This window comes from Paramicrobacterium humi (assembly GCF_900105715.1).
Classification (GTDB): Bacteria; Actinomycetota; Actinomycetes; order Actinomycetales; family Microbacteriaceae; genus Paramicrobacterium; species Paramicrobacterium humi.
In genome coordinates, this window is sequence record NZ_FNRY01000001.1 from 2430829 (window position 1) to 2455615 (window position 24787).

25 protein-coding genes and 1 tRNA gene are annotated in these 24787 nt (G+C 67.7%); 18 read left to right on the forward strand and 8 right to left on the reverse strand.

All coding sequences use genetic code 11. The features are described from left to right. Positions 1-32: 32 nt before the first annotated feature. Both BLV49_RS12115 and BLV49_RS12120 read left to right on the forward strand, forming a co-directional pair. Complete coding sequence (locus BLV49_RS12115) at positions 33-872, forward strand: DUF3097 domain-containing protein (RefSeq protein ID WP_091184687.1); 840 nt, start codon at positions 33-35, stop codon at positions 870-872. A 170-nt stretch (positions 873-1042) separates the two neighbouring features. Continuing rightward, entirely contained in the window at positions 1043-1939 is an 897-nt protein-coding gene (locus tag BLV49_RS12120; protein ID WP_245723636.1) for a M23 family metallopeptidase, read from the forward strand. 6 nt (positions 1940-1945) lie between these two features. Here BLV49_RS12120 and BLV49_RS17260 read toward each other — a convergent pair whose 3' ends face one another. The 5 genes from BLV49_RS17260 to BLV49_RS12140 all read right to left on the reverse strand — a co-directional run bounded on the left by BLV49_RS17260 (position 1946) and on the right by BLV49_RS12140 (position 5537). Continuing rightward, positions 1946-2539, reverse strand: coding sequence for an MFS transporter (locus tag BLV49_RS17260; protein ID WP_245723637.1), 594 nt, complete (start codon positions 2537-2539; stop codon positions 1946-1948). Beyond that, a complete protein-coding gene (locus tag BLV49_RS17265; protein WP_245723638.1) occupies positions 2536-3366 on the reverse strand; it encodes an MFS transporter in 831 nt (276 codons plus the stop codon). Before BLV49_RS17265 ends, BLV49_RS17260 begins: the two co-directional genes overlap by 4 nt. Positions 3367-3368: 2 nt before the next feature. Next, positions 3369-4604: an amidohydrolase gene (locus BLV49_RS12130; RefSeq protein ID WP_091184690.1), complete on the reverse strand. Its 1236-nt coding sequence runs from the start codon at positions 4602-4604 to the stop codon at positions 3369-3371. 73 nt (positions 4605-4677) lie between these two features. Further along, positions 4678-5442 (reverse strand): amidohydrolase family protein, encoded by a 765-nt coding sequence (locus BLV49_RS12135; RefSeq protein ID WP_091184692.1) that lies wholly within the window; start codon positions 5440-5442, stop codon positions 4678-4680. 19 nt (positions 5443-5461) lie between these two features. Next, a tRNA-Arg gene (locus tag BLV49_RS12140) sits at positions 5462-5537 on the reverse strand. 135 nt (positions 5538-5672) lie between these two features. On the opposite strand from BLV49_RS12140, the gene BLV49_RS12145 reads away from it, so the two are divergent. Then, entirely contained in the window at positions 5673-6467 is a 795-nt protein-coding gene (locus BLV49_RS12145) for a transglutaminase-like domain-containing protein (RefSeq protein WP_091184695.1), read from the forward strand. A 1-nt stretch (position 6468) separates the two neighbouring features. Here the strand turns inward: BLV49_RS12145 and BLV49_RS12150 are convergent, their stop codons facing one another. After that, positions 6469-7116 (reverse strand): iron ABC transporter ATP-binding protein, encoded by a 648-nt coding sequence (locus BLV49_RS12150; RefSeq protein WP_143034053.1) that lies wholly within the window; start codon positions 7114-7116, stop codon positions 6469-6471. A 128-nt stretch (positions 7117-7244) separates the two neighbouring features. Between BLV49_RS12150 and argS the strand changes: the two genes are divergently transcribed. The 8 genes from argS to prfA all read left to right on the forward strand — a co-directional run bounded on the left by argS (position 7245) and on the right by prfA (position 17971). Continuing rightward, positions 7245-8909: an arginine--tRNA ligase gene (gene argS, locus BLV49_RS12155; protein ID WP_245723639.1), complete on the forward strand. Its 1665-nt coding sequence runs from the start codon at positions 7245-7247 to the stop codon at positions 8907-8909. A 1-nt stretch (position 8910) separates the two neighbouring features. Beyond that, complete coding sequence (locus BLV49_RS12160; RefSeq protein ID WP_091184706.1) at positions 8911-9690, forward strand: LmeA family phospholipid-binding protein; 780 nt, start codon at positions 8911-8913, stop codon at positions 9688-9690. 90 nt (positions 9691-9780) lie between these two features. Further along, positions 9781-11181: a diaminopimelate decarboxylase gene (lysA, locus tag BLV49_RS12165; protein WP_091184708.1), complete on the forward strand. Its 1401-nt coding sequence runs from the start codon at positions 9781-9783 to the stop codon at positions 11179-11181. Beyond that, positions 11178-12485 (forward strand): homoserine dehydrogenase, encoded by a 1308-nt coding sequence (locus tag BLV49_RS12170; RefSeq protein WP_091184713.1) that lies wholly within the window; start codon positions 11178-11180, stop codon positions 12483-12485. Before lysA ends, BLV49_RS12170 begins: the two co-directional genes overlap by 4 nt. Continuing rightward, positions 12485-13570: a threonine synthase gene (thrC, locus tag BLV49_RS12175; protein WP_091184716.1), complete on the forward strand. Its 1086-nt coding sequence runs from the start codon at positions 12485-12487 to the stop codon at positions 13568-13570. Before BLV49_RS12170 ends, thrC begins: the two co-directional genes overlap by 1 nt. Further along, positions 13567-14487: a homoserine kinase gene (gene thrB, locus BLV49_RS12180; protein WP_091184719.1), complete on the forward strand. Its 921-nt coding sequence runs from the start codon at positions 13567-13569 to the stop codon at positions 14485-14487. The genes thrC and thrB overlap by 4 nt, the downstream gene beginning before the upstream one ends. Positions 14488-14666: 179 nt before the next feature. After that, on the forward strand, positions 14667-16787 hold the full coding sequence (rho, locus tag BLV49_RS12185; RefSeq protein ID WP_091184723.1) for a transcription termination factor Rho: 2121 nt from the start codon (positions 14667-14669) through the stop codon (positions 16785-16787). Between the two features lie 104 nt (positions 16788-16891). Further along, positions 16892-17971, forward strand: coding sequence for a peptide chain release factor 1 (gene prfA, locus BLV49_RS12190; protein WP_091184729.1), 1080 nt, complete (start codon positions 16892-16894; stop codon positions 17969-17971). A gap of 10 nt (positions 17972-17981) precedes the next feature. Here the strand turns inward: prfA and epsC are convergent, their stop codons facing one another. Continuing rightward, on the reverse strand, positions 17982-18545 hold the full coding sequence (gene epsC / locus BLV49_RS12195) for a serine O-acetyltransferase EpsC (RefSeq protein ID WP_091184733.1): 564 nt from the start codon (positions 18543-18545) through the stop codon (positions 17982-17984). A gap of 3 nt (positions 18546-18548) precedes the next feature. After that, on the reverse strand, positions 18549-19487 hold the full coding sequence (gene cysK / locus BLV49_RS12200; protein ID WP_491522686.1) for a cysteine synthase A: 939 nt from the start codon (positions 19485-19487) through the stop codon (positions 18549-18551). 129 nt (positions 19488-19616) lie between these two features. Here cysK and prmC point away from each other — a divergent pair, with 129 nt between their 5' ends. From prmC to BLV49_RS12235, 7 genes are all read left to right on the forward strand, one after another. Beyond that, entirely contained in the window at positions 19617-20486 is an 870-nt protein-coding gene (gene prmC, locus BLV49_RS12205) for a peptide chain release factor N(5)-glutamine methyltransferase (protein WP_091184742.1), read from the forward strand. Positions 20487-20590: 104 nt separating this feature from the next. Further along, entirely contained in the window at positions 20591-21250 is a 660-nt protein-coding gene (locus BLV49_RS12210; protein WP_091184746.1) for an L-threonylcarbamoyladenylate synthase, read from the forward strand. Positions 21251-21258: 8 nt separating this feature from the next. After that, positions 21259-22506 carry an MraY family glycosyltransferase gene (locus BLV49_RS12215; RefSeq protein WP_091184749.1) on the forward strand — a complete coding sequence of 416 codons (1248 nt, stop codon included), beginning with the start codon at positions 21259-21261 and terminating at the stop codon, positions 22504-22506. Then, entirely contained in the window at positions 22503-22949 is a 447-nt protein-coding gene (locus tag BLV49_RS12220) for a Cg1360 family ATP-synthase-associated protein (RefSeq protein WP_091184752.1), read from the forward strand. The genes BLV49_RS12215 and BLV49_RS12220 overlap by 4 nt, the downstream gene beginning before the upstream one ends. Positions 22950-23120: 171 nt before the next feature. Beyond that, positions 23121-23915, forward strand: a complete 795-nt coding sequence (gene atpB / locus BLV49_RS12225; RefSeq protein WP_091184755.1) for a F0F1 ATP synthase subunit A — start codon at positions 23121-23123, stop codon at positions 23913-23915. Positions 23916-23959: 44 nt separating this feature from the next. Continuing rightward, positions 23960-24193: an ATP synthase F0 subunit C gene (gene atpE, locus BLV49_RS12230; RefSeq protein WP_091184758.1), complete on the forward strand. Its 234-nt coding sequence runs from the start codon at positions 23960-23962 to the stop codon at positions 24191-24193. A 29-nt stretch (positions 24194-24222) separates the two neighbouring features. Then, positions 24223-24783, forward strand: coding sequence for a F0F1 ATP synthase subunit B (locus tag BLV49_RS12235; RefSeq protein ID WP_091187293.1), 561 nt, complete (start codon positions 24223-24225; stop codon positions 24781-24783). Positions 24784-24787 lie beyond the last annotated feature (4 nt).

Genomic DNA, 24787 nt, shown 5'->3' on the forward strand with positions numbered 1-24787 from the left:
CGCGGCGCCCGTCTGGTTAGGGTGACTGGGTGATGAACGACCGCTACGGAACCGATGTGCTCGCCGGCGACTGGAGGAACAAGGGCCGGCCGGTCGTGGCGAAGGTCGAGGCGGTGCGCGACCTCGTCGTCGAAGACGCGGGAAGCGGCTGGTGCGGCGCCGTCGTTCGGCTCGAGGGACAGATCGTCGAGCTCGAGGACTACTTCGGGAAGGTGCGCGCCTTCCCGCTCGGGCCGGGCTTCCTCGTCGAGGGCAAGCCCGTCGAGCTTGTGCGACCGCGCTCGCCGCAAGAGCAGTCTCGCGTGCGCACGGCCTCCGGCTCCTTCGCGTCCGGTCAGGAGCGCGCGCGAGTCGCGCGGCAGAGCCGCATCTACGTCGAGGGCCGGCATGACGCCGAGCTCGTGGAGAAGGTGTGGGGAGACGACTTGAGGGCCGAGGGCGTCGTCGTCGAATACCTCGGCGGCATCGACGACCTCGACACGATCATCCGTGACGCCGCTCCCACACGCGCCGCGCGCATCGGCGTGCTCGTCGACCACCTCGTTCCCGGTTCGAAAGAGAGCCGCATCGCCGAGCGCGTGCAGGCGTCGCCCCACGGGCAGAACGTGCTCATCGTCGGCCACCCGTTCATCGACATCTGGCAGGCCGTGCTCCCGGAGCGCCTCGGCATCTCGGCCTGGCCGAGCGTGCCGCGGAACATCGAGTGGAAGCGCGGGATCTGCCGGTCGTTCGGCTGGCCGAGCGACGACCAGGCCGACATCGCCCGCGCCTGGAAGCGCATCCTCTCGCGGGTGTCCCGTTACACGGATCTCGAACCGGAGCTGCTCGGTCGCGTCGAGCAGCTGATCGACTTCGTCACCGAGCCCGATTGAGATTCCAGAAAACTGTGGATAAGACGTGCACAAATCGTTATATTCCCGTATCCTCGGATGAGTTCGCGAGACCGTCGGCAGGTAACCCCCACCTGCCGAGCTGCCGCACGGAGCGGGTTCCCGATGTTTGTCGCTCCGCAGTTCACGGCGGTCCGTGTGGAGGAAACCTGGTGACTGACACGTTCGAGACGAGGCATGGCGCCTCCGACGACACTCCGAACGCACCCGCCACCCGCCGTTCGCTTCGAGCGGCACAGCCCAAGGGTCGGCGAGCGACGCGTTCAGACTCCCCGGCAGCACGCTCGGCCTCGGCTCCGAGCCAGCGCTCGTCGAAGCGCACGGTTCGCTCATGGGCGTCGACGGCAGTCGTCGGTCTCGTGGTTCCCGGCCTGTTCGCGACAATGGCGCTGCCCTCGTACGCGCAGCCGGAGGCGGCCGACGGGCAGAGCTCGTATGCCCTCGCGAGCGAATCAGCCCAGACTCTCGACGCGAGCGGCGTCGAACCCGCCATGAATCTCGTCCGCGACATCTACTCGGCGACGACGTCGGAGGAGCTCGCGAAGGCGAAGGCCGCCGCGAAGGCGAAGGCCGACGCCGCTGCCGCGGCGAAGCGGGCGCGCTCAAGTGCTGGCGTCACAAGCCGCAGCTACGCGCCCATCGCGGGTGCCGGTGAGGTCCGCTGGCCGCTTCCGTCCGGCGGCACCATCGGTGACGGCTTCATGTCGCGCGGCGGCGAGCACCACGGCACCGACATTCTCATCGCGGGCGGCACCCCCATCGGCGCTATCGCTGACGGCGTCGTCGTGGTCTCCCAGGAGAGCTACGGCGGCTACGGCGTCGGCGTCGTGATCGAGCACAAGATCGGCGGGAAGACGATTCGCTCGACGTACGGCCACATGACGTACGGTTCCCGGCAGGTCGCCGTCGGTCAGCACGTCTCAGCGGGACAGGTCATCGGCCTCGTGGGCAGCACGGGGCGTTCGACGGCCAACCACCTGCACATCGAGATCACCGTCAACGGTTCGCTCGTCGACCCGATCGCGTGGCTGCACGCGAACGGCGCCTGAACCGCGCTAACTGCCGATCGACGGCGTCGCCGGAACCTCCGGCCGCTTCTCCGCGCGCTCGTGCGGCACGGTGACCATGATCGCGATGATCGCGACGACGACCATGAAGAGGTTGAACAGCACGCCGACGGCGCCGCCGAATCTCAGCGCGACGTTCTCCTGATTGCCGATGAAGAGCCCCCACGACCGGATCAGGTCAGGGTTGACGGCCTGCGCGGCCACGTACAGGGCGGCCGAGATCGTGACGCCGATGGCGTTGCCGAGCGATGAGGCCATCTTGTAGATGCCCGCAGCGGCGCCGGCCTGATCATCGGGAACGTTCGCGAGAGCGGCATCCGTCGACGGAGTCGCGTAGAACCCGAGACCGATGCCGGCGATCGCGCTGCCCCAGATCATCGGCCGCTTCGGACCGAAGCGCTGAAGGAGCTTCTCTCCGACGCGGATCGTCGCGAGGATGGCGACAAGATAGCCGAGCGTCAGGAGACCGGACTGCAGCGATGACATGCCGGCCGCGATCTGCACGAGACCGAGCGACACGATGAGGGTCCCCGCGGCGCCGTTGAGCAGGAAATTCGACAGCGTCGCCCCGGAGAACGTCATGTTGCGGAAGATCGCGAGGTCGAGGAACGCGGTGCTGCGGGACGTCTCGAACCAGAAGAACACGAGCGTCGCGGCCGGCGATGACGACGAGGCCGATTCCCGGGAGCGAAAGCCAGCCGATGCGGGGCCCCTGCGAGATGTACACGTTTATCGCGATGAGAGCAATGATGAAGCTGATGAGCCCGCCTCAGTCGAAGCGGCCGTGTCTGCCGCTGCCGGCCGCCTTCGACTCCGGCGTCCCGCGCAGCAGAAACAGGGCGACGATCGAGAGCGCTATCGAGATCCAGAAGATGGAGCGCCAGCCGAGAACCGACGTCGCCATCAACCCGCCGAAGAGAGCGGTGAAGCCCGAGCCGCCCCAGGAGCCGATCGACCAGAACGAGCGCCCTCTGACGAGCGGCGCCATCGTAGTAGGTCTTCACGAGCGCCATCGTCGACGGCATGATGCACGCCGCCGAGAGGCCCTGCACGATGCGTCCGCCGAGCAGCGCACTGTCGGTGAGCACGCCGGCGTTCGAAGGGGTGAGCGCGATGAGCAGCGAGCCGAGGATGCTCAAGTAGATGCCGACGTACATGATCTTCACTCGGCCCATGCGGTCGGCGAGGCCGCCGGCGACGACGATGAAGATGCCGGAGAACAGGGACGTGATCGAGACGGCCAGGTTGCCGATCGTCCGCTCGACCCCGAGCGAGTCCTGAATGCCCGGTATCACGTTGAGCAGCGTTTGCGCGAAGAGCCAGAAGTTGATGACGGCGAGGACGATGCCGATCAGCCAGGGGTCGGTCGGCTTCCAGCCCGTCGCTGCTGCGGGCTCGCGTGCGCTCACTGTCAGTCCTGCTTCGCGAGATACGACAAGGCGGCGACGACGTGCGCCTGCACGCCCAGCGACAGAGTCGGTTCGATGACGGGAGCGAAGAGGGGGGAGTGGTTTCCCGGGATGTCCTGGGTCAGCGTGCCCTTCTCCTCCGCCGCGCGATACGCGTCCGCGTCGATGCCGCCCAAGAGCCAGTACGAGTAGGGTGTTCCGAACGCGTCGGGGATGCGCGAGAAGTCCTCTGACGCCGTCTGGCGGTCGGCCTTCCCGACGACGCCGGCGGGGAAATGCGTCTCGAACGCGTCGGTGACGTGCGACGTCACATTCGGGTCGTTGTCGGTCAGCGGATACTGGTCATAGAACTCGAAATCCGGTTCCTTGGGGGAGCCGGCGGCGCTGCACTCCCCACGGACGATGCGCTGGATGGCCGAGATGATGTGCTTGCGCAGGAGCTCATCGTAGGTCCGGATGTTCAGAAGGAGTTCCGCGCGATCGGGAATGATGTTCGACTTCGTCCCCGCAGTGGAGGCGCCGACGGTGAGGACCGCGAATTCTCCCGGCGCCGTCTCCCGGGAGACGATCGTCTGCAGTTTCAGCACGATCGACGCCGCGAGAACGACCGGGTCGACCGACAGCTGAGGCATGGAGCCGTGGGAGCCCTTGCCGAAAACCGTCACTTTTATGGAATCGCCCGCGGAGAGCACGGGCCCCGGCGTCGTCCAGATCGTTCCTGCGGGCAGGCTCATCACATGTTGAGCGAACACGGCGTCCGGCTTGGGCACCGCGTCGGTCAGGCCGTCGTCGATCATCGCCTGCGAGCCGGCAGCGACCTCCTCGGCAGGCTGGAACAGCGCGATGTGCGTTCCCGACCACTCGTCTCTGCCGTTCGCGAGGAGCGTCGCGGCGCCGAGCAGGGTGGCGATGTGGACGTCATGACCGCAGGCGTGCATGACGCCGTCGACCTCCGACGCGTAGTCGAGCCCGGTCTCCTCGGTGACCGGAAGAGCATCGATGTCGGCGCGGGAGAGGATCGTCGAGCCGTCGCCGTTCGCGAGCACGCCCACGACGCCCGTCCCGCCCAGTCGCTTGACCGTATAGCCGGTCTTCTTCAGATGCTTCGCGATCAGATCCGCGGTCCGATGCTCCTCAAGGCTCACCTCGGGGTGTCGGTGGAAGTCCTTGTAGGCTTCCGTGACCGTGACCATTTCCTTGTCGAGTCCGGTGAGGACTGCGTCGATGCGAGCGTTCATAGTGGGGATGGTAAGTCCGCCGGTCGGAGACGGGACAGGCCCTTGACCCGGGAGCGGATCGACGGGTTCACGCTCACCGGTGTTGGGCCTCGCGCAGATAGAACGCGACGGCGTTGTCCCAGAAGACCGCCGAAATCTGCTCGTCGGTCAGCGATTCTCGAACCAGGCACCAGTCGTCGTCTGCGAACGGACGCCTCGCCCGTGTCGATGGCAGGTCGGTGCCGATCATGAGCGCGCCGGGATCCACTTCGACGATCGCCCGGATGGCGGCACCGGCGTCGAGCGCGATTCGACCGAATCCGGTGGCCTTGACCTTGACGCCCCGCTCGACGAGTCGCAGCAGGTGCGGCAGTCCGTCTTCGTGCAGGCCGAGGTGGTCGATGCTCACGGCGGGCAGGGTGCAGATGAGATCGTGCAGTTCGGGGAGACTGCGCGCGTCGATGTAGAGCTCGGCATGCCAGCCGGCGAGGTCGTAGACGCGTCGGGCGAGCGTCTCGAGATCGGCGAGCGATGCCGAGCCGCCGCGCGCGACGTTGAATCTCACAGCACGCACCCCCGCAGCATCCAGCTCGAGGACTCGCTCGTCACTGGTCTCAGCGGGAATCTGCGTGACACCGACGTAGCGTGGACCCAGCGCGCGCAGCGCCGCGATGAGGCAGCCCTGATCGAAGGCTTGAAACGACCCGGAGACGACGGCGCCGCCCCTGATGTTCAGGCCGCTGATGCGCTCCCGATAGTCGTCGACGGTGAAGGGTGCGGGCAGAAAGCCGTCGTTCTCCACGAGCGGGAACGCCGGGTCGATGATGTGTAGGTGGGCGTCGAAGGCGCGTTGGGTCATCGTCGGCTCCGCTGCAGTGTGGTGCCCCCGACAGGAATCGAACCTGCGACCTTTGGTACCGGAAACCAGCGCTCTATCCCCTGAGCTACGGAGGCAAATGCACGCCGCCCAGCACTCAGCTCGGCGTGTACGGATCTAGGCTAGCATCTCGCGGTCGTGCTCTTGAACCGCGGCTGCGATGGGGACAAGTCCCCGCGCGCCGCCGAGGCGGCCGGTGTGAGGATGGAGGCATGCTCCGCACCGTGTCCGCACATCTGCAGTTCTCGCTCTCGGGGCAGAGCGATCTGCTGTTCCAGCTCGCCGTCGCCGCGGGAACTCCGATCCGAAGCGAGAGCTTCTCGTTCGCGAGCGACGGACGCGTCTACCTTCCCCGGGAGATCGTCGACCGGCACGGCACGCGGATCCTGAGATTCACGGGGGAGACCGGCGAGTACGACGTGCACTATTCAGCAGTCGTCGCCGGCGCCCGGCCCATCCCGCCCGTCGACGAGGTCGAACTCCTCGGCTACTTGCGGCCGAGCCGCTACGCCGAGTCCGACGCCCTCTACAGCCAAGCACGCTGGACGTTCGCCGGTTTGCAGGGCCACGCGCTCGTGAACGCGGTCGCTGACTGGACCCACGACGCACTCGAGTACGTTCCCGGATCAAGCCGCGGAACCGACAGCGCTCGCACGAGCCTCGAAACCGGCCGCGGGGTGTGCCGCGACTTCGCGCACGTCGTCGTGACAATGCTGCGTGCCTGCGACATGCCCGCGCGCGTCGCCGCCGTCTACGCTCCCGGCCTCGCGCCCATGGACTTCCACGCCGTCGCTGAAGCGTGGGTCGATGGCCGCTGGTGCGTCGTGGATGCGACGCGCCTGGCTCCCCGGCCATCGCTCGTTCGCATCGCCACGGGACGGGACGCTTCCGACGTCGCGTTCCTGACCCACCACCGCGGTCAGCTTCGCGTGCGCTCGATCGCCGTCGACGCGGTGAGCGATCGGCTGCCCACCGACGACCACACCATGCCGCTCGCGCTGGCGTGAGCTACGAGAGATTGCCGATCATGGCTTCCATGAGCGGTGCGACATCGCCCGGCTCGATGAAGTCCGCGGATTCCGCGACGATCCAGTAGCTGCCCGAGAACGCCTGCGCCGTTCCGATCCCGTTCGCGCGGTTGAAGTATCCCTCGACGCCATAGGTCGGCACGGACTTCGAGTTCGTCACCGCCTGGTTCGCGAGCTGCTCGAGCGTCGCCTTGTCGAGCTTCGCGACCGAGAAGTCGAGCGCGTTGCCGCTCGAGTTCTGCTGCGAGCGGCATGTGAGCCCCTTGAACGCCGCGACCTTCGCCGACAGCGCGCTCGCCTTCGGCGTGAACGGGCCGAGCAGGCTGACGTTCGAGTTGAAGTCGTACATCTGCTGCAGCGTGATCAGCTGATCGCACGCGAGACCCACGGGCTCGCCCGCGTTCGGATTCGTCGTGGGCTTCGTCGTCGGGTCCGTTGTCGGAGCAGTCGTCCCCGGCGTCTCCGTCGGCGCGGGAGATCCGGTCGCGGTCGGCTCGCCCGTCGCGGTGCTCGTCACGCCGGGGGAGGCGCTCGGCTCGTCCTCCACAGCGGGCGCGCAGCCCGCGAGGGCGATCCCCGTCGCGACGACAGCGACCAGTCCGAGGCTGCGAACGAGCGAAGATGACATACGGCTCCCTGGGTGTGCGGCGTTTCCTCGACATTAGCAACGGGACCGCGCCTCCTCGGACACATCCGCGCGCGCCGAGGACGCTTCGATCAAGTCGTTATGGGAGCGTGACGGTAGAATCGCTCTCCGTGACTCCAGCAGACCTCTCCCGCGTCCTCTTCGACATCCTCGGTCCCCTCGCCGAGCAGCGACGAGAAGGCAGCTCAGCTGAGATCTCCGAGTCCCAGGTCACGCTCGAGCGCCCCAAGAACCGCGAACACGGCGACTGGGCCTCCAACATCGCCATGAAGCTCGCGAAGCCCCTGGGCGCCAACCCGCGCGAGCTCGCGAGCCAGATCGCCGAGCAGCTGCAGAGCGTCGACGGCATCGCGTCCGTCGACGTCGCCGGTCCCGGATTCATCAATATCCGACTGGATGCCGCTGCCGCGGGGCAGCTCGCGAAGACCATCGTCGACGCGGGCGAGGCCTACGGCCGCAACGACTCCCTCGCCGGGGAAGTCATCAACCTCGAGTTCGTCTCGGCGAACCCGACGGGGCCGCTGCACATCGGGCACACCCGCTGGGCGGCGCTCGGCGACTCCATCAGGCGCGTTCTCGCGGCATCCGGCGCCGAGGTCGCGAGCGAGTTCTACATCAACGACGCCGGCAACCAGATGGACACGTTCGGCCGCTCGGTGCTCGCCGCGGCCAAGGGCGAGCCGACGCCGGAGGGCGGCTACCCGGGCGCGTACATCGCCGACCTCGCCGCCGCGGTGCTGGAGCGCGAGCCCAAGCTGCTCGAGCTGGCCGAGGACGACGCCGTGCACACGGCGCGCGAGATCGCCTACGAGCTGCAGCTGACCGAGATCAAGGAGTCGCTCGCGCGCTTCAACGTCGTTTTCGACGTGTGGTTCTCGGAGCGTCAGCTGCACGCTCCCGACGAGAACGGCCGAAGCGACATCGACGTCGCCGTCGAGCGCTTGCGCGAGCAGGGCCACGTCTTCGAGCAGGACGACGCGATCTGGGTGCGCACGACCGAGTTCGGCGACGACAAAGACCGCGTCATCCGTCGCGGCAACGGCGTCTACACCTACTTCGCCGCCGACGCCGCCTACTACCTCAACAAGGGCGACCGCGGCTTCACGCACAAGATCTACCTGCTCGGCGCCGACCACCACGGCTATGTTCACCGCCTCAAGGCGCTCGCCGGCGCCGCAGGCGATGACCCCGAACGCGACATCGAAGTGCTCATCGGACAGCTCGTGAGCATCAACGGCGCCCGCCTGTCGAAGCGCGCCGGCAACATCATCGAGCTGAACGACCTGCAGGCGTGGCTCGGAACCGACGCGCTGCGCTACTCGCTCGGCCGCTACCCGGCGGACTCGCCGCTCACGCTCGACCCCGAGCTGCTGCGCAAGCGCACGAACGACAACCCGGTGTTCTACGTGCAGTACGCGCACGCTCGCACGTGCTCCGTCTCCCGCAACGCCCGCGACGCCGGAGTCGACCGCGACGCCTTCGCCCCAGAGACCCTCACGCACGAGACCGAGGCGGCGCTTCTCGGCGCGCTGCAGGAGTTCCCGCGCATCGTCGCGCAGTCCGCCGAGCTGCGCGAGCCGCACCGTGTCGCTCGCTACCTCGAGGAGCTCGCCGGGCTCTACCACCGCTGGTACGACAACTGCCGCATCATCCCGAAGGGCGACGACCCGATCGAGGACGTGCACCGTACCCGCTTGTGGGTGAATGACGCGACCCGCCAGGTGATCGCGAACGGCCTCGGGCTGCTCGGCGTGTCGGCGCCCGAGAGAATGTGACGTGCTGCCCGAAGCCCAGGACGTGCCGAAGAGCCGAGGCGGGCGCCGTCTCGGCATCGGTCTGGGCGTCACGGTGCTCGTGCTCGCCGTCCTGGCCGGCGCCGCGTGGGTGGCGGACGGCATCTTCCGGGGCATGGCGGAAGACGCCGCAGCGTCCGCGATCGAGGCACAGCTGCCCGAGGGGGTGAGCGCCGACCTCCACGTGTCGATCGGGGGAGGCCTCTTCCTGCCCCAGCTGCTCGCGGGCAGCTTCGCGGAGGTCACGATCACTACCGACGACGCGAGCTACAAGAGCGTCGGCTTCGACGCGGTCGTGCGTGCCGAAGGAGTGCCGACGGACGTCAGCGGCACCGTGCGGCACGTCGACGCGCGCGTCACCCTCGACGAAGACGCCGTGAACGAACTGCTCGCGCTGCCGGGCACGGACCCGCATCTCAGCCTCGGCGAGAGCACCGTCACCTACGAGGACGCCACTCGCGTACTCGGCTTCGAGATCGGCTACACGGTCACCGCACGCGCGAGCGCCGAAGACTCGACGGTGACGCTCGCGCCCGAGCACGTGAAGGTGACGAGCCCGCTCGGCAGCCTCAACCTCGACGACGTCGTCGGCCGCGTGCTCGACAAGCCCGTCGCGGTGTGCGTCGCCGACCGGCTGCCCGCCGTCGTGGATCTCGACGGCATCGCCGTCGAGCCAGGATCGGCGACCCTCACGCTCACGGCCGCGAAGCTTCCGCTCGACGCCGCGGCGCTCGGCACTCCCGGCTCGTGCGACGCCGGCTGACGCTCTCGATGCGGCTTGCGGCGTGCGTTCTCGGTAGACTTCCTCCGACTGCCTCTTGCACCCCCGACGATCCCGCACGAATGGTCTTCCGTGACGCATAACCCGCTAGCTCCGCCGTGGCTGAACGAGCCCGATGACGCCAATGCGCTCGCCGGCGGACTGTGGTCGCGCACGGCGACGCGCACCGGAGACGGCGAGATGGCGGTCGGCGGCGTCGCGGCATCCGATCTCGCTCGAGACTTCGGCACGCCGCTGTACGTCATCGACGAGCATGACGCCCGGTCCCGCGCCGTGGAGGTGCGAGAGGCCCTGCAGTCGGCGTTCGCGCGCATCGGAACGCATGCTCACGTGTACTACGCCGGCAAGGCGTTTCTCTCCACGGAAATCGCCCGCTGGATGACCGAGGCCGGCTGCCGCATCGACGTGTGCTCGGGCGGCGAGCTCGCGGTCGTTCTCGCCGCGGGAGTGGATGCCGCAAACGTGGGCTTCCACGGAAACAACAAGTCCCTCGCCGAGATCGAGCGCGCCGTCGTCGCCGGCGTCGGCACGATAATCATCGACAGCCTGCAGGAGATCGAGCGCGTCGCCGACGCGGCAGCGCGCAACGGCCGTCGGCAGCGCGTGCGCCTTCGGGTCAACAGCGGTGTGCACGCGCACACTCACGAATTCCTCGCGACGGCGCACGAGGACCAGAAGTTCGGACTCACCCTCGAGCAGGCGCCCGACGCGGTGGCCCGCATCCGCGCGCACGGCGACCTCGAGTTCCTCGGCCTGCACGGACACATCGGCTCGCAGATCTTCGGCGAGGGCGGCTTCGCCGAGTCCGCGGCGCGCCTGCTCGGCGTTCACAAGGCGCTGCTCCGTGACGGACCCGTTCCCGAGCTGAACCTCGGCGGCGGATTCGGCATCGCCTACACGAGCGCCGACGACCCGACTCCGATCCGGCAGCTCGCCGATGCGATCGCGGACATCGTGCGCGACGAGTGCGCCCGGCTGGAGATTCCGCTGCCCGAGGTCGCGTTCGAGCCCGGGCGCACCATCATCGGCACCGCCGGCATGACGCTGTACGAAGTGGGCACGACGAAGCCTGTCGCTCTCGACGCCGACGGGCGGCCGCTCAGCCGGCTGTACGTGAGCGTCGACGGCGGCATGAGCGATAACGCCCGCCCCGCGCTGTACGGCGCCGACTACTCCGCCCGCATCGCGTCGCGCACATCGGACGCGGCGCCCGCTCTCGTGCGGGTCGCGGGGAAGCACTGCGAGTCCGGCGACATCGTCGTGAACGACGACTACCTGCCCGGAGACGTCGCACCCGGCGATCTGCTGGCGGTCGCGGCGACGGGCGCCTACTGCTGGTCGCTCGCGAGCAACTACAACTACCTGGGCCGCCCGCCCGTCGTGGCGGTGCGGGACGGCGGCGCACGAGTGATCGTGCGCGGCGAGACCGAAGCCGACCTCTTGGCGCGAGACGCCGGATTGGATGGACGATGATCGACAGCCGCACGCTGAGGATCGCCCTGCTCGGGGCCGGAAACGTCGGGTCGCAGGTCGCGCGGCTCCTGATCGAGAACCGGACGGAACTCGCCGCGCGCGCCGGAGCCGATCTCGAGCTCGTCGGCATCGCGGTGCGCGACGTCGACGCGAAACGCGACGTCGAGCTGCCGCGCGAGCTTCTCACGACCGACGCCGACTCGCTCATCGTCGGCGCCGACATCGTCATCGAGCTCATGGGCGGCATCGAACCGGCCCGCTCCTACATCCTCAAGGCCGTGGAATCCGGCGCGGACGTCGTCACGGGCAACAAGGCCCTTCTCGCCGCGCACGGTTCGGAGCTGCTCGAGGCGACCGAGCAGGTCGGCGCCGAGATCTCCTACGAGGCCTCGGTCGCGGCCGCAATCCCTATTCTGCGGCCGCTGCGCGACAGCCTCGCCGGCGACAACATCCGTCGCGTGCTCGCGATCGTGAACGGGTCGACGAACTTCATCCTCGACAGGATGGACCAGAACGGCGATTCGATGGCGGACGCCTCGCAGCTCGCGCGCGAGCTCGGCTACCTCGAGGCGGACCCGACCCTCGACGTCGAGGGCTGGGACGCCGCGCAGAAGGCGACGATCCTCGCACGCCTGGCGTTCCACACGAGCATCGATACCGAGCGCGTCTACCGTGAGGGCATCACGGGCGTCACGGCGGAGCAGATCGAGGCGGCGAAGTCGGCCGGCTACGTCATCAAGCTGCTCGCCGTCGCCGAACGGCTCACCGCCGAGGACGGCACCGAGGGCGTCTCGGCGCGCGTGTATCCGGCGCTCGTGCCACGAGAACACCCGCTCGCCTCCGTGCACGGCGGCAACAACGCCGTGTTCGTCGACGCGGAGGCGGCCGGACCGCTCATGTTCTACGGCGCGGGCGCCGGCGGCCTGCAGACGGCATCCGCCATCCTCGGCGATGTGGTCTCCGCCGCTCGTCGCCATGTCGCGGGCGGACCGGGGCTCGTCGGCTCCAGCCATGCGGCGCTCCCGCTGCTGTCGATCGACGACGTCATCACCAAGTATCAGATCAACCTCCTCGTCGAGGACCGGCCCGGCGTGCTCGCCGAACTCGCCGGCATCTTCGAGAGTCTCGGCGTGTCGGTGCAGACCGTCGAGCAGTTCGTCGCCGAGGAGGAAGGGCTCGCGACCCTCATCGTGGGCACCCACTCCGCTCGGGAGAAGGCGCTGCGCGCCACGGTCGAAGCGCTGAGGGAAGCGAAGGCGACAGCACGAATTGTCAGTGTCCTACGAGTTGAAGGAGCCCAGTAATGGCACACCAGTGGCGCGGAGTCATCAATGAATACCGCGATCGTCTCGACGTCTCCGACGCGACGCCGGTCATCAGCCTCGGCGAGGGCGGCACACCGCTCATCGAGGCGAAGGCGCTCTCCGCGCGCACGGGCGCTCGCGTGTTCGTGAAGTTCGAGGGAATGAACCCGACGGGCTCGTTCAAGGACCGCGGCATGACCATGGCGATCTCCAAGGCGATCGAGCACGGCGCGAAAGCGGTGATCTGCGCGTCGACGGGGAACACCTCGGCCTCGGCCGCCGCCTACGCCGCACACGCCGGCATCACCGCAGCCGTCCTCGTCCCCGAAGGCAAGATCGCGATGGGCAAGCTGAGCCAGGCCGTCGCGCACAACGGTCAGCTGATCCAGGTGCAGGGCAACTTCGATGACTGCCTCGATCTCGCGCGCGACCTGTCGGCGAACTATCCCGTGCACCTCGTGAACTCCGTGAACCCCGACCGCATCGAGGGTCAGAAGACGGCCGCGTTCGAGGTCGTCGAGGTGCTCGGCGAGGCGCCCGACTTCCACTTCATCCCCGTCGGCAACGCGGGCAACTACACGGCCTACACACGCGGTTACTCCGAGTCGATCGACCACGGCGACTCGACGAAGCTGCCGCGCATGTTCGGCTTCCAGGCCGCGGGAAGCGCGCCGATCGTCGACGGCCACGTCGTGAAGAACCCCGAGACGATCGCGAGCGCCATCCGCATCGGCAACCCCGCGTCGTGGGAGCTCGCTATCGACGCACGGGAGAAGACCGACGGGTACTTCGGCGCCATCGACGACCAGCGGATTCTCGCCGCACAGCGCATCCTGTCGACGGAGGTGGGCATCTTCGTCGAGCCTGCGTCCGCGATCAGCGTCGCCGGCCTGCTCGAGCAGAGCGAAGCCGGCAACATCCCCGCCGGCTCCACGTGCGTGCTCACGGTCACCGGGCACGGACTCAAGGACCCGCAGTGGGCGCTTCGCACGGAAGACGGCAGCGACGTCCAGCCGACCATCGTGCCGGTCGACGCCGCCGAGGTCGCCAGCGTGCTCGGCCTCGCCAGCGGAGCCAGGGCGTGACGTTGCTCGGCCGAAGCGTCGCCGTCAAGGTGCCGGCGACCTCGGCCAACCTCGGGCCCGGATTCGACACGCTCGGGCTCGCCCTCTCGATGTACGACGAGCTGACCGTCACGGCGGTTCCCGGCTCCGATGTCACGGTCGACGTCACGGGGGTGGGGGAGGGCGTCGTGCCCACTGACGCCTCGAACCTCGTCGCCTCGTCGATTCTCGCGACCTTCGCCGCCGTTCGTCAGCCGGCGCCGGGCCTGCACATAGCGGCATCCAATTCGATCCCGCACGGCCGCGGCCTCGGCTCGTCGGGAGCCGCCGTCGTCGCAGGCATCGCGGCGGCGAAGGGACTGCTGCAGGGAGTCGCCGATTTCGACGCCGACCTGCTGCTCGGCATCGCCACGGAACTCGAGGGACACCCCGACAACGTCGCGCCCGCCCTGTTCGGCGGCCTCACGATCGCGTGGATGACGACGAACGGTCCGCGCCACAAGAAGCTCATGGTGCACCGCGGCGTCTCACCGCTCGTCTTCATCCCGCAGTCGACCCTCTCCACGAAGGTCGCACGGGAGCTGCAGCCCGTGAACGTTCCCCACGCGGATGCCGTCTTCAATGTGTCGCGGTCCGCGCTCATGATCGCCGCAATGCTGCAGAGTCCCGAACTCCTCTTCCAGGCGACCGAGGACAAGCTCCACCAGAACTACAGGGCGTCGGCGATGCCGGAGACCGCGGAGCTCGTCGCGCTCCTCCGCGCGAACGGTTATCCGGCCGTCGTCTCGGGTGCGGGGCCGTCCGTGCTCGTGCTCTGCGACGGGCCCGGTCCTCGGCTCGAAGCGGCGGAACTCGTCAGCCGCCACGCCACCGTACCGTGGGAGGCGCGAATGCTGGCCGTGGACTTCAAGGGTGCTACAGTAGTAGCGATCTCATAGGGAACCACCCACCCGGGTGAATCTGGCCTTCGGATCATTCACCAAATCACCGCCCTCATCTCGCATGCCTTCGTGTTCCCGCACGAAGAGCGGTCCCCGTCTGTGGGGCAACCGTAGCGGTCTGAGTGGCGATCCCTGGCGCGACATCGTTCGCCAGCATGGGAAAGGACAACTCTCCATTGACAGACGTAGGACTCCGCGCGAACGACGCGGACACCGGCGCTGACCTCTCGACGCTGAAGGTGGCCGAGCTGCAGAAGCTCGCCGCGAGCCTCGGCATCCTGGGCGCCTCCAAGCTCCGCAAGGGCGACCTTGTGGCCGCCATCACCGCCAAGCGGGGTGAATCGACAGACGCCGGCGCCGACGCGGCGGCTCCGCAACAGCAGGCGCAGCAGCCTGACGCCGGCACCGAGGAGCCCCAGGGCACTCAGCAGGCTGAGCCGGAGGCGCAGCAGCAGGCGCCGACGCGCCGGCCCTCGCGCCGCGTATCGACTGCGGTGCTCGACACCTCGATGCACGCCGCCGCGGATGTGAGCGACGAGAACGTCAGCCGCGCGACGACGACGCCCGAGCAGGCTGCGGAGTCGGTGCTTGACGCCCCCACGGACAGCGAAGCCGCTGCGCCGCGTCAGGACCGGCAGCGCGACCAGAACGGCAAGCGCGCGCAGGACAAGAACCGTGACCGCCAGGGCGGCCAGGACAAGAACCGCGACGAGCAGCAGGCCTCGGACAAGAACGCCGACGAGCAGAAGGGCGAGAAGGAGCAGAACCGCTCCGAGTCGGCCGACGGCGACGGCAACAACGAGCAGCGGGAACGCCGCAACAAGCGCAACGGGCGCCGCCGCGGTCGCAAGGGCGACGGTGACGGTGAGAACGGCCAGCAGGGCGAGTCCGCCGGTGCCGAGTCGACACAGGGCGGCAACAACGAGTCGTCGAACGACGACCAGTCCGACGCCGACGGCAACGACAACCAGCAGCGTCGCAACCGCAACCGCAATCGCAACAACCGCAGCGACAGCCACTCCGACGAGAAGGACGGCCAGCACGACGACCAGTCCGGTCGCGGGCGCAGCCGGTACCGTGACCGCAAGCGCGGCCGCAACGACGACGTCGAGCCCGAACTGACCGAGGACGACGTCCTCTTGCCCATCGCGGGAATCCTCGACGTGCTCGACAACTACGCGTTCGTGCGCACGACCGGCTACCTTCCCGGCGCGAACGACGTGTACGTGTCTCTCGGCCAGGTGAAGAAGTACAACCTGCGCAAGGGCGACGCCGTCGTCGGCGCCGTGCGCCAGCCACGCGAGGGCGAGAACAACTCCCGGCAGAAGTACAACGCGATCGTCAAGGTCGACTCGATCAACGGACTGAGCGTCGACGACGCGGCCGGTCGCGTGAACTTCGGCGAGCTCACCCCGCTGTACCCCCAGGAGCGGCTCCGCATGGAGACCGAGCCGGGCAAGCTCACGCAGCGTCTCATTGACCTCGTGGCCCCCGTCGGCAAGGGCCAGCGCGGCCTCATCGTCGCACCCCCGAAGGCGGGCAAGACGATCGTGCTGCAGCAGATCGCGAACGCCATCGCGACGAACAACCCCGAGGTCCACCTCATGGTCGTTCTCGTCGACGAGCGTCCCGAAGAGGTCACCGACATGCAGCGCACGGTGAAGGGAGAGGTCATCGCCTCGACCTTCGACCGTCCCGCCGAGGACCACACGACCGTCGCCGAACTCGCCATCGAGCGCGCGAAGCGTCTCGTCGAGCTGGGCCACGACGTCGTCGTGCTTCTTGACTCGATCACCCGACTCGGTCGCGCGTACAACGTCTCCACGCCGACGAGCGGACGCGTGCTCTCCGGCGGTGTCGACGCCGCCGCGCTCTACCCGCCGAAGCGATTCTTCGGCGCGGCGCGCAACATCGAGAACGGCGGTTCGCTGACGATTCTCGCGACCGCACTCGTCGAGACCGGCTCGAAGATGGACGAAGTGATCTTCGAGGAGTTCAAGGGAACCGGAAACTCGGAGCTGCGCCTGTCGCGCCAGCTCGCCGACAAGCGCATCTTCCCCGCTGTGGACGTGAACGCGTCCTCGACGCGGCGTGAAGAGATGCTGCTCGGCGCTGAAGAGGTCAAGGTCACCTGGAAGCTCCGTCGCGCCCTCGCGGGACTCGACACGCAGCAGGCGCTCGAGGTCATCCTCGGCAAGCTCCGCGACACGTCGTCGAACGTCGAGTTCCTCGTGCAGATGCAGAAGTCGATGCCGCAGCCGGCGAACTCCCACGCGCACGAACGCGACCACCGCTAGCTGACAGCACGAGCCCGTTTGCCTCCGCGCGCCTACGATAGGCGTAGCCGGCGGCAGACGGGCTCTGTCGTTCACCCCCCCCTGAGCACGAGACGGAAGAGAAAATGTTTGAGTCGGTCGCGGCACTGATCGAAGAGCACCAGGATCTGCAGAACCAGCTTGCCGACCCCGCTGTGCACGCCGACCCGGCGCGCTCGCGCAAGATCAACCGTCGCTACGCGGAACTGTCGAAGATCCTCGCCGCGCACACGGCCTGGAAGCGGGCCGAAGACGATCTCGAGGCCGCTCAGGAGCTCGCGAAGGAAGACGACGCGTTCGCGGAGGAGGTGCCCGCGCTCGAGGAGCACCGGTCCGAGTCCCAGGAGAAGCTGCGTCGGCTCCTCATCCCGCGCGACCCCGACGACGGTCGCGACGTGATCATGGAGATCAAGGGCGGGGAAGGCGGCGCGGAAAGCGCCCTCTTCGCCGCGGATCTGCTGCGGATGTATCTGCACTACGCCGAGTCGATGGGCTGGAAGACGGAGCTGCTCGACCGCGACGAGTCCGATCTCGGCGGCTACAAGAACGTCCAGGTCGCCATCAAGAGCTCGTCGAGCGACCCCGCCGACGGCGTATGGGCGCACCTCAAGTACGAGGGCGGCGTGCACCGCGTGCAGCGGGTGCCCGTCACGGAGTCGCAGGGCCGCATCCACACCTCGACGACCGGCGTGCTCGTCTTCCCGGAAGTCGACGAGCCCGAGGAAGTGGACATCAGCGCCAACGACATCCGCGTCGACGTGTTCCGCTCGTCGGGCCCCGGCGGACAGTCCGTGAACACGACTGACTCCGCCGTGCGCATCACGCACATTCCGACCGGAATCGTCGTGTCGATGCAGAACGAGAAGAGCCAGATCCAGAACCGCGAGGCCGCGATGCGCGTTCTGCGCGCACGACTTCTCGCCAAGCAGCAGGAAGAGCTGGATGCCGCGGCGTCGGACGCCCGCAAGAGCCAGATCCGCACGATGGACCGCTCGGAGCGGATCCGCACCTACAACTTCCCCGAGAACCGCATCGCCGATCACCGCACCGGCTACAAGGCGTACAACCTCGACCACGTGATGAACGGCGATCTCGGTCCCGTGATCGAGTCGTGCATCCGCGCCGACGAGGAGGCGCGTCTCGCCGAGATCGGCGACCACAGCTGAGCCGATCGGCTCAGATGTGGTACTCCGGCTCGGCGAGCCCGTAGCGGTTTCCCGCCTCGCGCGGCCGGGACTTCGCCGGCACGCCGACGACGAGCGAGTGCGGGGGAGTGTCCCGGGTCACGACGGCATTCGCGCCGATGATGCAGCCCGCGCCGATCGTGATGGGCCCGAGCACCTTCGCTCCCGCGCCGATCGTGACGCCGTCGCCGATGGTCGGATGCCGCTTGCCGTGTCCCGCGCCCTTTCCGCCAAGCGTGACACCGTGGTACAGCATCACGTCATCGCCGATCTCCGCCGTCTCGCCGATCACGACGCCCATGCCGTGATCGATGAAGAATCGGCGCCCGATCGTCGCGCCCGGGTGGATCTCGATCCCCGTGAGGAACCGGGCGAACTGCGATCCGAGGCGTGCCGGCAGTCGTCGACCGCGTCGCCACAGGCGACTGTTCACCCGGTGCAGCCAGATCGCGTGCAGGCCCGAATAGGCCAGAGCGATCTCGAGGCGGCCGCGCGCGGCAGGGTCGTGCACGCGCGCGGCCGTGATGTCCTCACGAATGGTGCGCAGAACTGACATGCCTCAGTCGCGCAGATCCTCGTACAGGAAGGTGGACACGTAGCGTTCGCCGGAGTCCGGAACGACGACGACGATCGTCTTTCCCGCGTTCTCGGGGCGCTTCGCGACCTCGAGCGCCGCCCACACGGCAGCGCCAGAGGAGATCCCGCCGAGAATCCCGTCCTTTGCCGCGAGAGCGCGGCTTGTCGACACGGCGTCCTCGATCTCGACGGTGACGACCTCGTCGTACACGGAAGTGTCGAGCACCGAGGGCACGAAGTTCGCACCGAGGCCCTGGATCTTGTGCGGGCCTGCCGTGCCCTCGCTCAGCAGCGGGGAGTCCTTCGGCTCGACGGCGACGACCTTGACGTCGGGGTTGTGCTCCTTGAGCGCCCGTCCGGCACCGGTGACGGTGCCGCCCGTTCCGACGCCCGCGACGAGGATGTCGACGGCGCCGTCCGTGTCGCGCCAGATCTCCTCGCCCGTCGTCGTGCGGTGGATGCGGGCGTTGGCCTCGTTTTCGAACTGGCGCGCGAGAATCGCTCCCGGCGTGTTCGCCGCGAGCTCCTCAGCCTTCTCGACAGCGAGCTTCATGCCGCCCGACGGATCCGTGAGAACGAGCTCCGCGCCGTACGCGCGCAGCAGCACCCGGCGTTCCATGCTCATCGACGACGGCATCACGAGGATCACCTTGTAGCCGCGCGCCGCACCGGCAGCCGCAAGCGCGATTCCCGTGTTGCCGCTCGTGCCCTCGATCACGGTGCCGCCCGGCTTCAGCACGCCCGACGCCTCGGCCGCGTCCAGGATCGCGATGCCGATGCGGTCTTTGACGCTGCTCGCGGGGTTGTAGAACTCGAGCTTCGCGAGCACCGTGGCGTCGATGCCCTCCGCGATGCGGTTGAGCTTGACGAGAGGCGTGTTCCCGAATGCCTCGGTGATGTTCGTGTAGGTCTTTCCGGTCACCGGTTCTCCTTGATCCATCGTCGGACACGGCGCAACGCCGTTCCCACAGACTACCCGCGGATGCTGTCCGTCCGGTCCTCGTGACGGCCCCGATAGGGTTAACCGGCCGCCAACCCCCGGAGCACGAACATGCCTCACCGCCCCACCGTCACCGAACTGCTTCAATCCGCGACGGCGACGCTCGCCCGGGCGGGGATCGCCGACGCCGCCGTCGACGCGGAGCTGCTCGTCGGCCACGTCATCGGCATGGGTCGCGGGCAGGTGCAGGCGGCCGCCGTCACGGGGCGTGACATCGACGAGTCGGATGCCGCCGAGCTGGCCGCCCTCGTCGAACGCCGTGCCGCACGCGAGCCCCTGCAGCACATCACGGGCGTGGCCGGGTTCCGCACCCTCGAGCTCGCCGTCGGCCCAGGGGTTTTCGTTCCTCGGCCGGAGACCGAGCAAGTGACGCAGATCGCGATAGACGCGCTGCGGATGCTGCCGGAGGAGCGACCCGTCGCCGTCGACCTCGGCACCGGATCCGGCGCGATCGCGCTCGCCATGGCCGTGGAAGTCCCGCACGCGAGAGTTTTCGCTGTCGAGAACTCCGTCGAGGCGTTCCTCTGGACGCGGCAGAATTTCCGCGCCGTCGGCGCCGACAATGCCACGCTCGTCTTCGACGATCTCGGCCGCGCCCTGCCCGAGCTCGACGGCGCCGCGTCCGTGGTCATCTCCAACCCGCCGTACGTTCCCGACGCCGCGACTCCGATCGATCCCGAAGTGCGCTTCTACGACCCGGTCGCCGCGCTCTACGGCGGGGCCGATGGCCTTGACGTCGTGCGCGTGCTCTCGGTCACCGCGGCACGATTGCTTCGCCCCGGCGGCACGCTCGTGATCGAGCACGGCGAGCAGCAGGGCGAGGCGATCCGCGGCATCCTCACGGCTGACGGCTGGCGAGCTTCCGCCACGTTCCCCGACTTCACGATGCGAGACCGAGCCACGACCGCCATCAGGGCCTGAAGCGCCACCGGAGACCCGGCCCGCTAACGGAACCGCAACAATGAGCGCCCCGTGACGGTCGGTCGCGGCATTCTCACACCCGGCCCGCGATAGAATCGCTCGCGATGTCGAAGGTCTACGACTGCTCGGTCGAATCAGAACTCCTGGCCGGTATGCGGCTCGCTCGCACGTCTCTCGGACGCGGTGAGCTCGTTGTGCTCCCCACGGACACGGTCTACGGGATCGCCGCTGACGCGTTCAATCCCGCAGCGGTGCAGCGCCTGCTCGACGCGAAGGGGCGCACTCGGCAGCAGCCGCCGCCCGTGCTCGTCTCAGGGCCCGACACCCTCGCGGCGCTCGCGGCGGTCGTCCCCGAGCCGGTCACACGGCTCGTCGAGGCGTTCTGGCCCGGCGGCCTCACCGTCATCCTGCCCGCGCAGCCGAGCCTCGCCTGGGATCTGGGGGAGACGCACGACACCGTCGCGCTGCGCATGCCCGACCACGATCTCACTCTCGAGCTGCTGCGTGACACGGGACCGCTCGCCGTCTCGAGCGCCAACCGCACGGGCATGCCGCCCGCGACGACTTCCGCGGAGGCGTACGACATGCTCGGGGAGGCCGTCGAGGTGTACCTCGATGCAGGCACCGGCAAGAGCGTCCCTTCCACGATCGTCGACGCGACCGCTCTCACCATCGAAGGCGGGACCGCGCGAGTGCTGCGCGACGGCGCGATAAGCCGAGAGCAGCTGCGCGAGGTTCTCGGCGACCTCCTCTCCGAGGACTAGGACGGCGAATGCGGCAGTATGCGCTGATCGCTCTCGCGGCCATGATCATCACGTGGGTGCTGTCATGGGGCGTATACAGGTTCGCGCTGCGGTTCAAGCTGTACCCGCCGATCCGTGAGCGGGACATGCACTCGCGGCCAACGCCGCGTCTCGGCGGGCTCGCGATGTTCCTCGGCGTCGTCGCGGCGGCGGGCATCGCCTCCCTCAACCCGTTCTTCAGCGTCATCTTCGCCGAGCCCGGCCCGATCATCGCGATCATCGGCGCGACGGCCCTCATCGTCATCCTCGGCATCGTCGACGACCTGATCGACCTCGACTGGATGATCAAGCTCGCGGGGCAGTTCCTCGCCGCCGGACTGATCGCCTGGCTCGGGGTGCAGATCTACTCGCTCCCGATCGGCGGCCGCACGGTCGGCTCGAGCTGGATGTCGTTCACGATGACGGTCTTCGCCATCGTCCTCGTCATGAACGCCGTCAACTTCATCGACGGTCTCGACGGACTCGTCGCCGGAGTCGCTCTCATCGCCAACGGCGTGTTCTTCGTGTACGGGTACCTTCTCGTGCGGCAGACGCAGCAGTTCACGTTCTTCAACCTGTCGCTGCTGATCTCCGCGATCCTCGTCGGCGTGTGCGCCGGATTCCTGCCGCTCAACTGGCATCCGGCGAAGATGTTCATGGGCGACGCGGGCGCGCTTCTCGTCGGCCTGCTCATGGCCACCTCGGCCATCGCGATCACGGGCCAGATCGACCCGAGCACTATCGAGTCCGGCACGGGCAGCTCCGGCATCGGCAGGTCGCAGCTCGTCGGCGCCTTCATCCCGATACTGCTGCCGCTCGCGATACTCATCGTGCCGCTCCTCGACTTCGGCATGGCCGTCTTCCGGCGACTGCGGGCCGGCAAGAGCCCGTTCAGCGCCGACCGGATGCACTTGCACCACCGGCTCATCGACATGGGGCACAGCCACATCCATGCCGTGGTCCTGTTCTACGCGTGGACCGCCGTCATGTCGGTCTCCTGCCTGCTTCTGCTCATCTTCGACTCCGGCTGGTGGGCCCTCGGGTTCTGCGTCGTCGGCGTCGCCGTGTGCATGGCCGCCACGCTCGCGCCGCTCGGCCGCCGGAAGCGACTCGAGGTCGCGGCGCAGCTCACAGCCGACAAGGACTCGACCGAAGCCCTCCGCGAGAACGATCCCCTCGATGACGCTTCCGCCTCGGGCGAAGCCACGACTCACCGACACGAAGGACCAGTACTGTGACCTCGAATCCCATCTTCCGGGCCAGCATCCTCTGGGGTGCCGTCGTGACGGCGGGGATCGCCGTGCTCGGGGGCATCATCGGATTCTTCGTGGACGGCTCACGTGGCCTCGTGAGCGGACTGCTCGGCGCCGTTCTCGCTCTCCTGTTCGTGAGCGTCACGGCGATCAGCATCCTTCTCGCGAACAGGAAGGCCGGGACGGATCTGTTCGTTCCGATCTTCTTCGCGAGCGTCATGGGCAGCTGGATCGTGAAGTTCATCGTCTTCCTCGTCGTCGCGTGGCTGCTCAAGCAGCAGCCGTGGGTGAACGACACGGTGTTCTTCCTCTCCGTCATCGCGGGGGTGATCGCGTCGCTCGTCGTCGACGGCATCGTGGTCGCGAAGATGCGCGTTCCGTACGCGAGCGACGTTCAATTGCCGGGCAATGAAAATAAGGATGATTAGGCTCTTCTACGATTCGTAGACAGCCGCAACGTTTGCTAAGGTTATGGGAGATTCTCCCTGCCGGGGTGCGCCTTCGGGTGCCGGGTATGGCGTCTTTCCCACCGATCGAACGTAAGCGTGAGCTGTGCTCATCGCTCTGATTTTCAGGAGATAGCGCTGATAGCGAACGCTGTGAACCTGCTCGTGCCCGCCGCCGACGATGGCGGATTCCATGCGCCGTCGATCTGGGAGTTCTTCCCGGATGTGCTGCTTTTCGCCGGCACACCCTTTGAGATCAACCGCATCATCCTGATCCGCTTCCTCGCGGTCGCCGCCGTCGTCGTGCTGTTCTGGCTCGGAACTCGCAGGATGAAGGTCGTGCCCGGCCGCTTCCAGAGCGTCATCGAGATGGGCCTCGACTTCGTCCGCGTGAGCATCGCCGAGGACCTGCTCGGCAAGAAGGACGCGAAGCGCTTCCTGCCGATCCTCGCGACGATGTTCTTCATGGTCCTCGCGATGAACCTCACGGGAGTCATCCCGTTCCTCAACATCGCGGGAACCTCCGTCATCGGCGTCCCGCTCGTTCTCGCGATCGTCTCGTGGATCACGTTCGTGTACGCGGGCATCAAGAAGAGCCCGAGCAAGTTCGTGAAGAACTCGCTGTTCCCCGCGGGCGTGCCGTGGCCGGTCTACTTCGTGGTGACTCCGATCGAGTTCATCTCGACGTTCATCATCCGCCCCGTCACGCTCACGCTGCGTCTCATGATGAACATGGTCGTCGGGCACCTGCTGCTCGTGCTGTTCTTCGCGGCGACGCAGTTCTTCGTCGTCTCGCTGAGCGGCTGGTTCACCGCGCTCGGCGTGTTCACGTTCGCCTTCGGCTTCGCGTTCACGCTGTTCGAGGTGCTTGTCGCCCTGCTTCAGGCCTACATCTTCACCATTCTCACCGCGGTCTACATTCAGCTCGCGGTCGCTGAGGAACACTAACCGGGCACGGCAACCGCCTGCTCACCATCACGGAAGGAAAACACGTGGACGCAACAACCGTTCTCGCTGCAATCAACGGAAACATCGCCACGGTCGGTTACGGCCTCGCTGCAATCGGCCCGGCCATCGGCATCGGCATCGTCGTCGGAAAGACGATCGAGGGTGTCGCCCGTCAGCCTGAGCTCGCCGGTCGCCTCCAGGTTCTGATGTGGATCGGTATCGCCTTCACCGAGGCACTCGCCTTCATCGGTATCGCGACCTACTTCATCTTCGTCTAATCCTCTTTCACAACTCGTAAGGAGGAATGATGCTTCACACACTCTTGGCGGCAGCAGAAGGGGAGACGGCTCCGAACCCGATTCTCCCGCAGCCGTACGACATCATCTGGTCGTTGGTGTGCTTCGTTATCGTTCTCGTCGTGTTCTGGAAGGTCGCCCTTCCGAAGCTGTACACGCTGCTCGACGAGCGCGGTGCGGCGATCGAGGGAAACATCGCGAAGGCAGACGAGGCTCAGCGCAAGGCTGAGGCGGCGCTCGAGGAGTACACCTCGCAGCTCGCCGACGCTCGAGCGGAGGCCGGTCGCATCCGCGAAGGCGCCAGAGAAGACGGCAAGAAGATCGTGGCAGAGGCCAAGGACCAGGCGACGACAGAGGCCGCCCGCATCACGGCAAGCGCCCAGTCGCAGATCGAGGCGGAGCGCCAGTCGGCGATCGTCTCGCTGCGCAGCGAGGTCGGCACTCTGGCTCTCGACCTCGCCGGCAACGTGATCGGCGAGTCGCTGCAGGACGACCAGAAGGCTTCGGCCGTCGTGGACCGCTTCCTCGCGGACCTCGAGGCTTCAGAGACGACAGCGGCAGGGAACAAGTAATCAG

Bases quoted from the DNA above. Each gene is read 5' to 3' on its own strand.
- BLV49_RS12115 (WP_091184687.1), top strand. From the start codon at position 33: ATGAACGACCGCTACGGAACCGATGTGCTCGCCGGCGACTGGAGGAAC.
- BLV49_RS17260 (WP_245723637.1), bottom strand. From the start codon at position 2,539: ATGACGTTCTCCGGGGCGACGCTGTCGAATTTCCTGCTCAACGGCGCC.
- BLV49_RS12130 (WP_091184690.1), bottom strand. From the start codon at position 4,604: ATGAACGCTCGCATCGACGCAGTCCTCACCGGACTCGACAAGGAAATG.
- BLV49_RS12135 (WP_091184692.1), bottom strand. From the start codon at position 5,442: ATGACCCAACGCGCCTTCGACGCCCACCTACACATCATCGACCCGGCG.
- BLV49_RS12145 (WP_091184695.1), top strand. From the start codon at position 5,673: ATGCTCCGCACCGTGTCCGCACATCTGCAGTTCTCGCTCTCGGGGCAG.
- BLV49_RS12150 (WP_143034053.1), bottom strand. From the start codon at position 7,116: ATGTCATCTTCGCTCGTTCGCAGCCTCGGACTGGTCGCTGTCGTCGCG.
- BLV49_RS12170 (WP_091184713.1), top strand. From the start codon at position 11,178: ATGATCGACAGCCGCACGCTGAGGATCGCCCTGCTCGGGGCCGGAAAC.
- thrC (WP_091184716.1), top strand. From the start codon at position 12,485: ATGGCACACCAGTGGCGCGGAGTCATCAATGAATACCGCGATCGTCTC.
- prfA (WP_091184729.1), top strand. From the start codon at position 16,892: ATGTTTGAGTCGGTCGCGGCACTGATCGAAGAGCACCAGGATCTGCAG.
- epsC (WP_091184733.1), bottom strand. From the start codon at position 18,545: ATGTCAGTTCTGCGCACCATTCGTGAGGACATCACGGCCGCGCGCGTG.
- prmC (WP_091184742.1), top strand. From the start codon at position 19,617: ATGCCTCACCGCCCCACCGTCACCGAACTGCTTCAATCCGCGACGGCG.
- BLV49_RS12210 (WP_091184746.1), top strand. From the start codon at position 20,591: ATGTCGAAGGTCTACGACTGCTCGGTCGAATCAGAACTCCTGGCCGGT.
- BLV49_RS12215 (WP_091184749.1), top strand. From the start codon at position 21,259: ATGCGGCAGTATGCGCTGATCGCTCTCGCGGCCATGATCATCACGTGG.
- BLV49_RS12235 (WP_091187293.1), top strand. From the start codon at position 24,223: ATGCTTCACACACTCTTGGCGGCAGCAGAAGGGGAGACGGCTCCGAAC.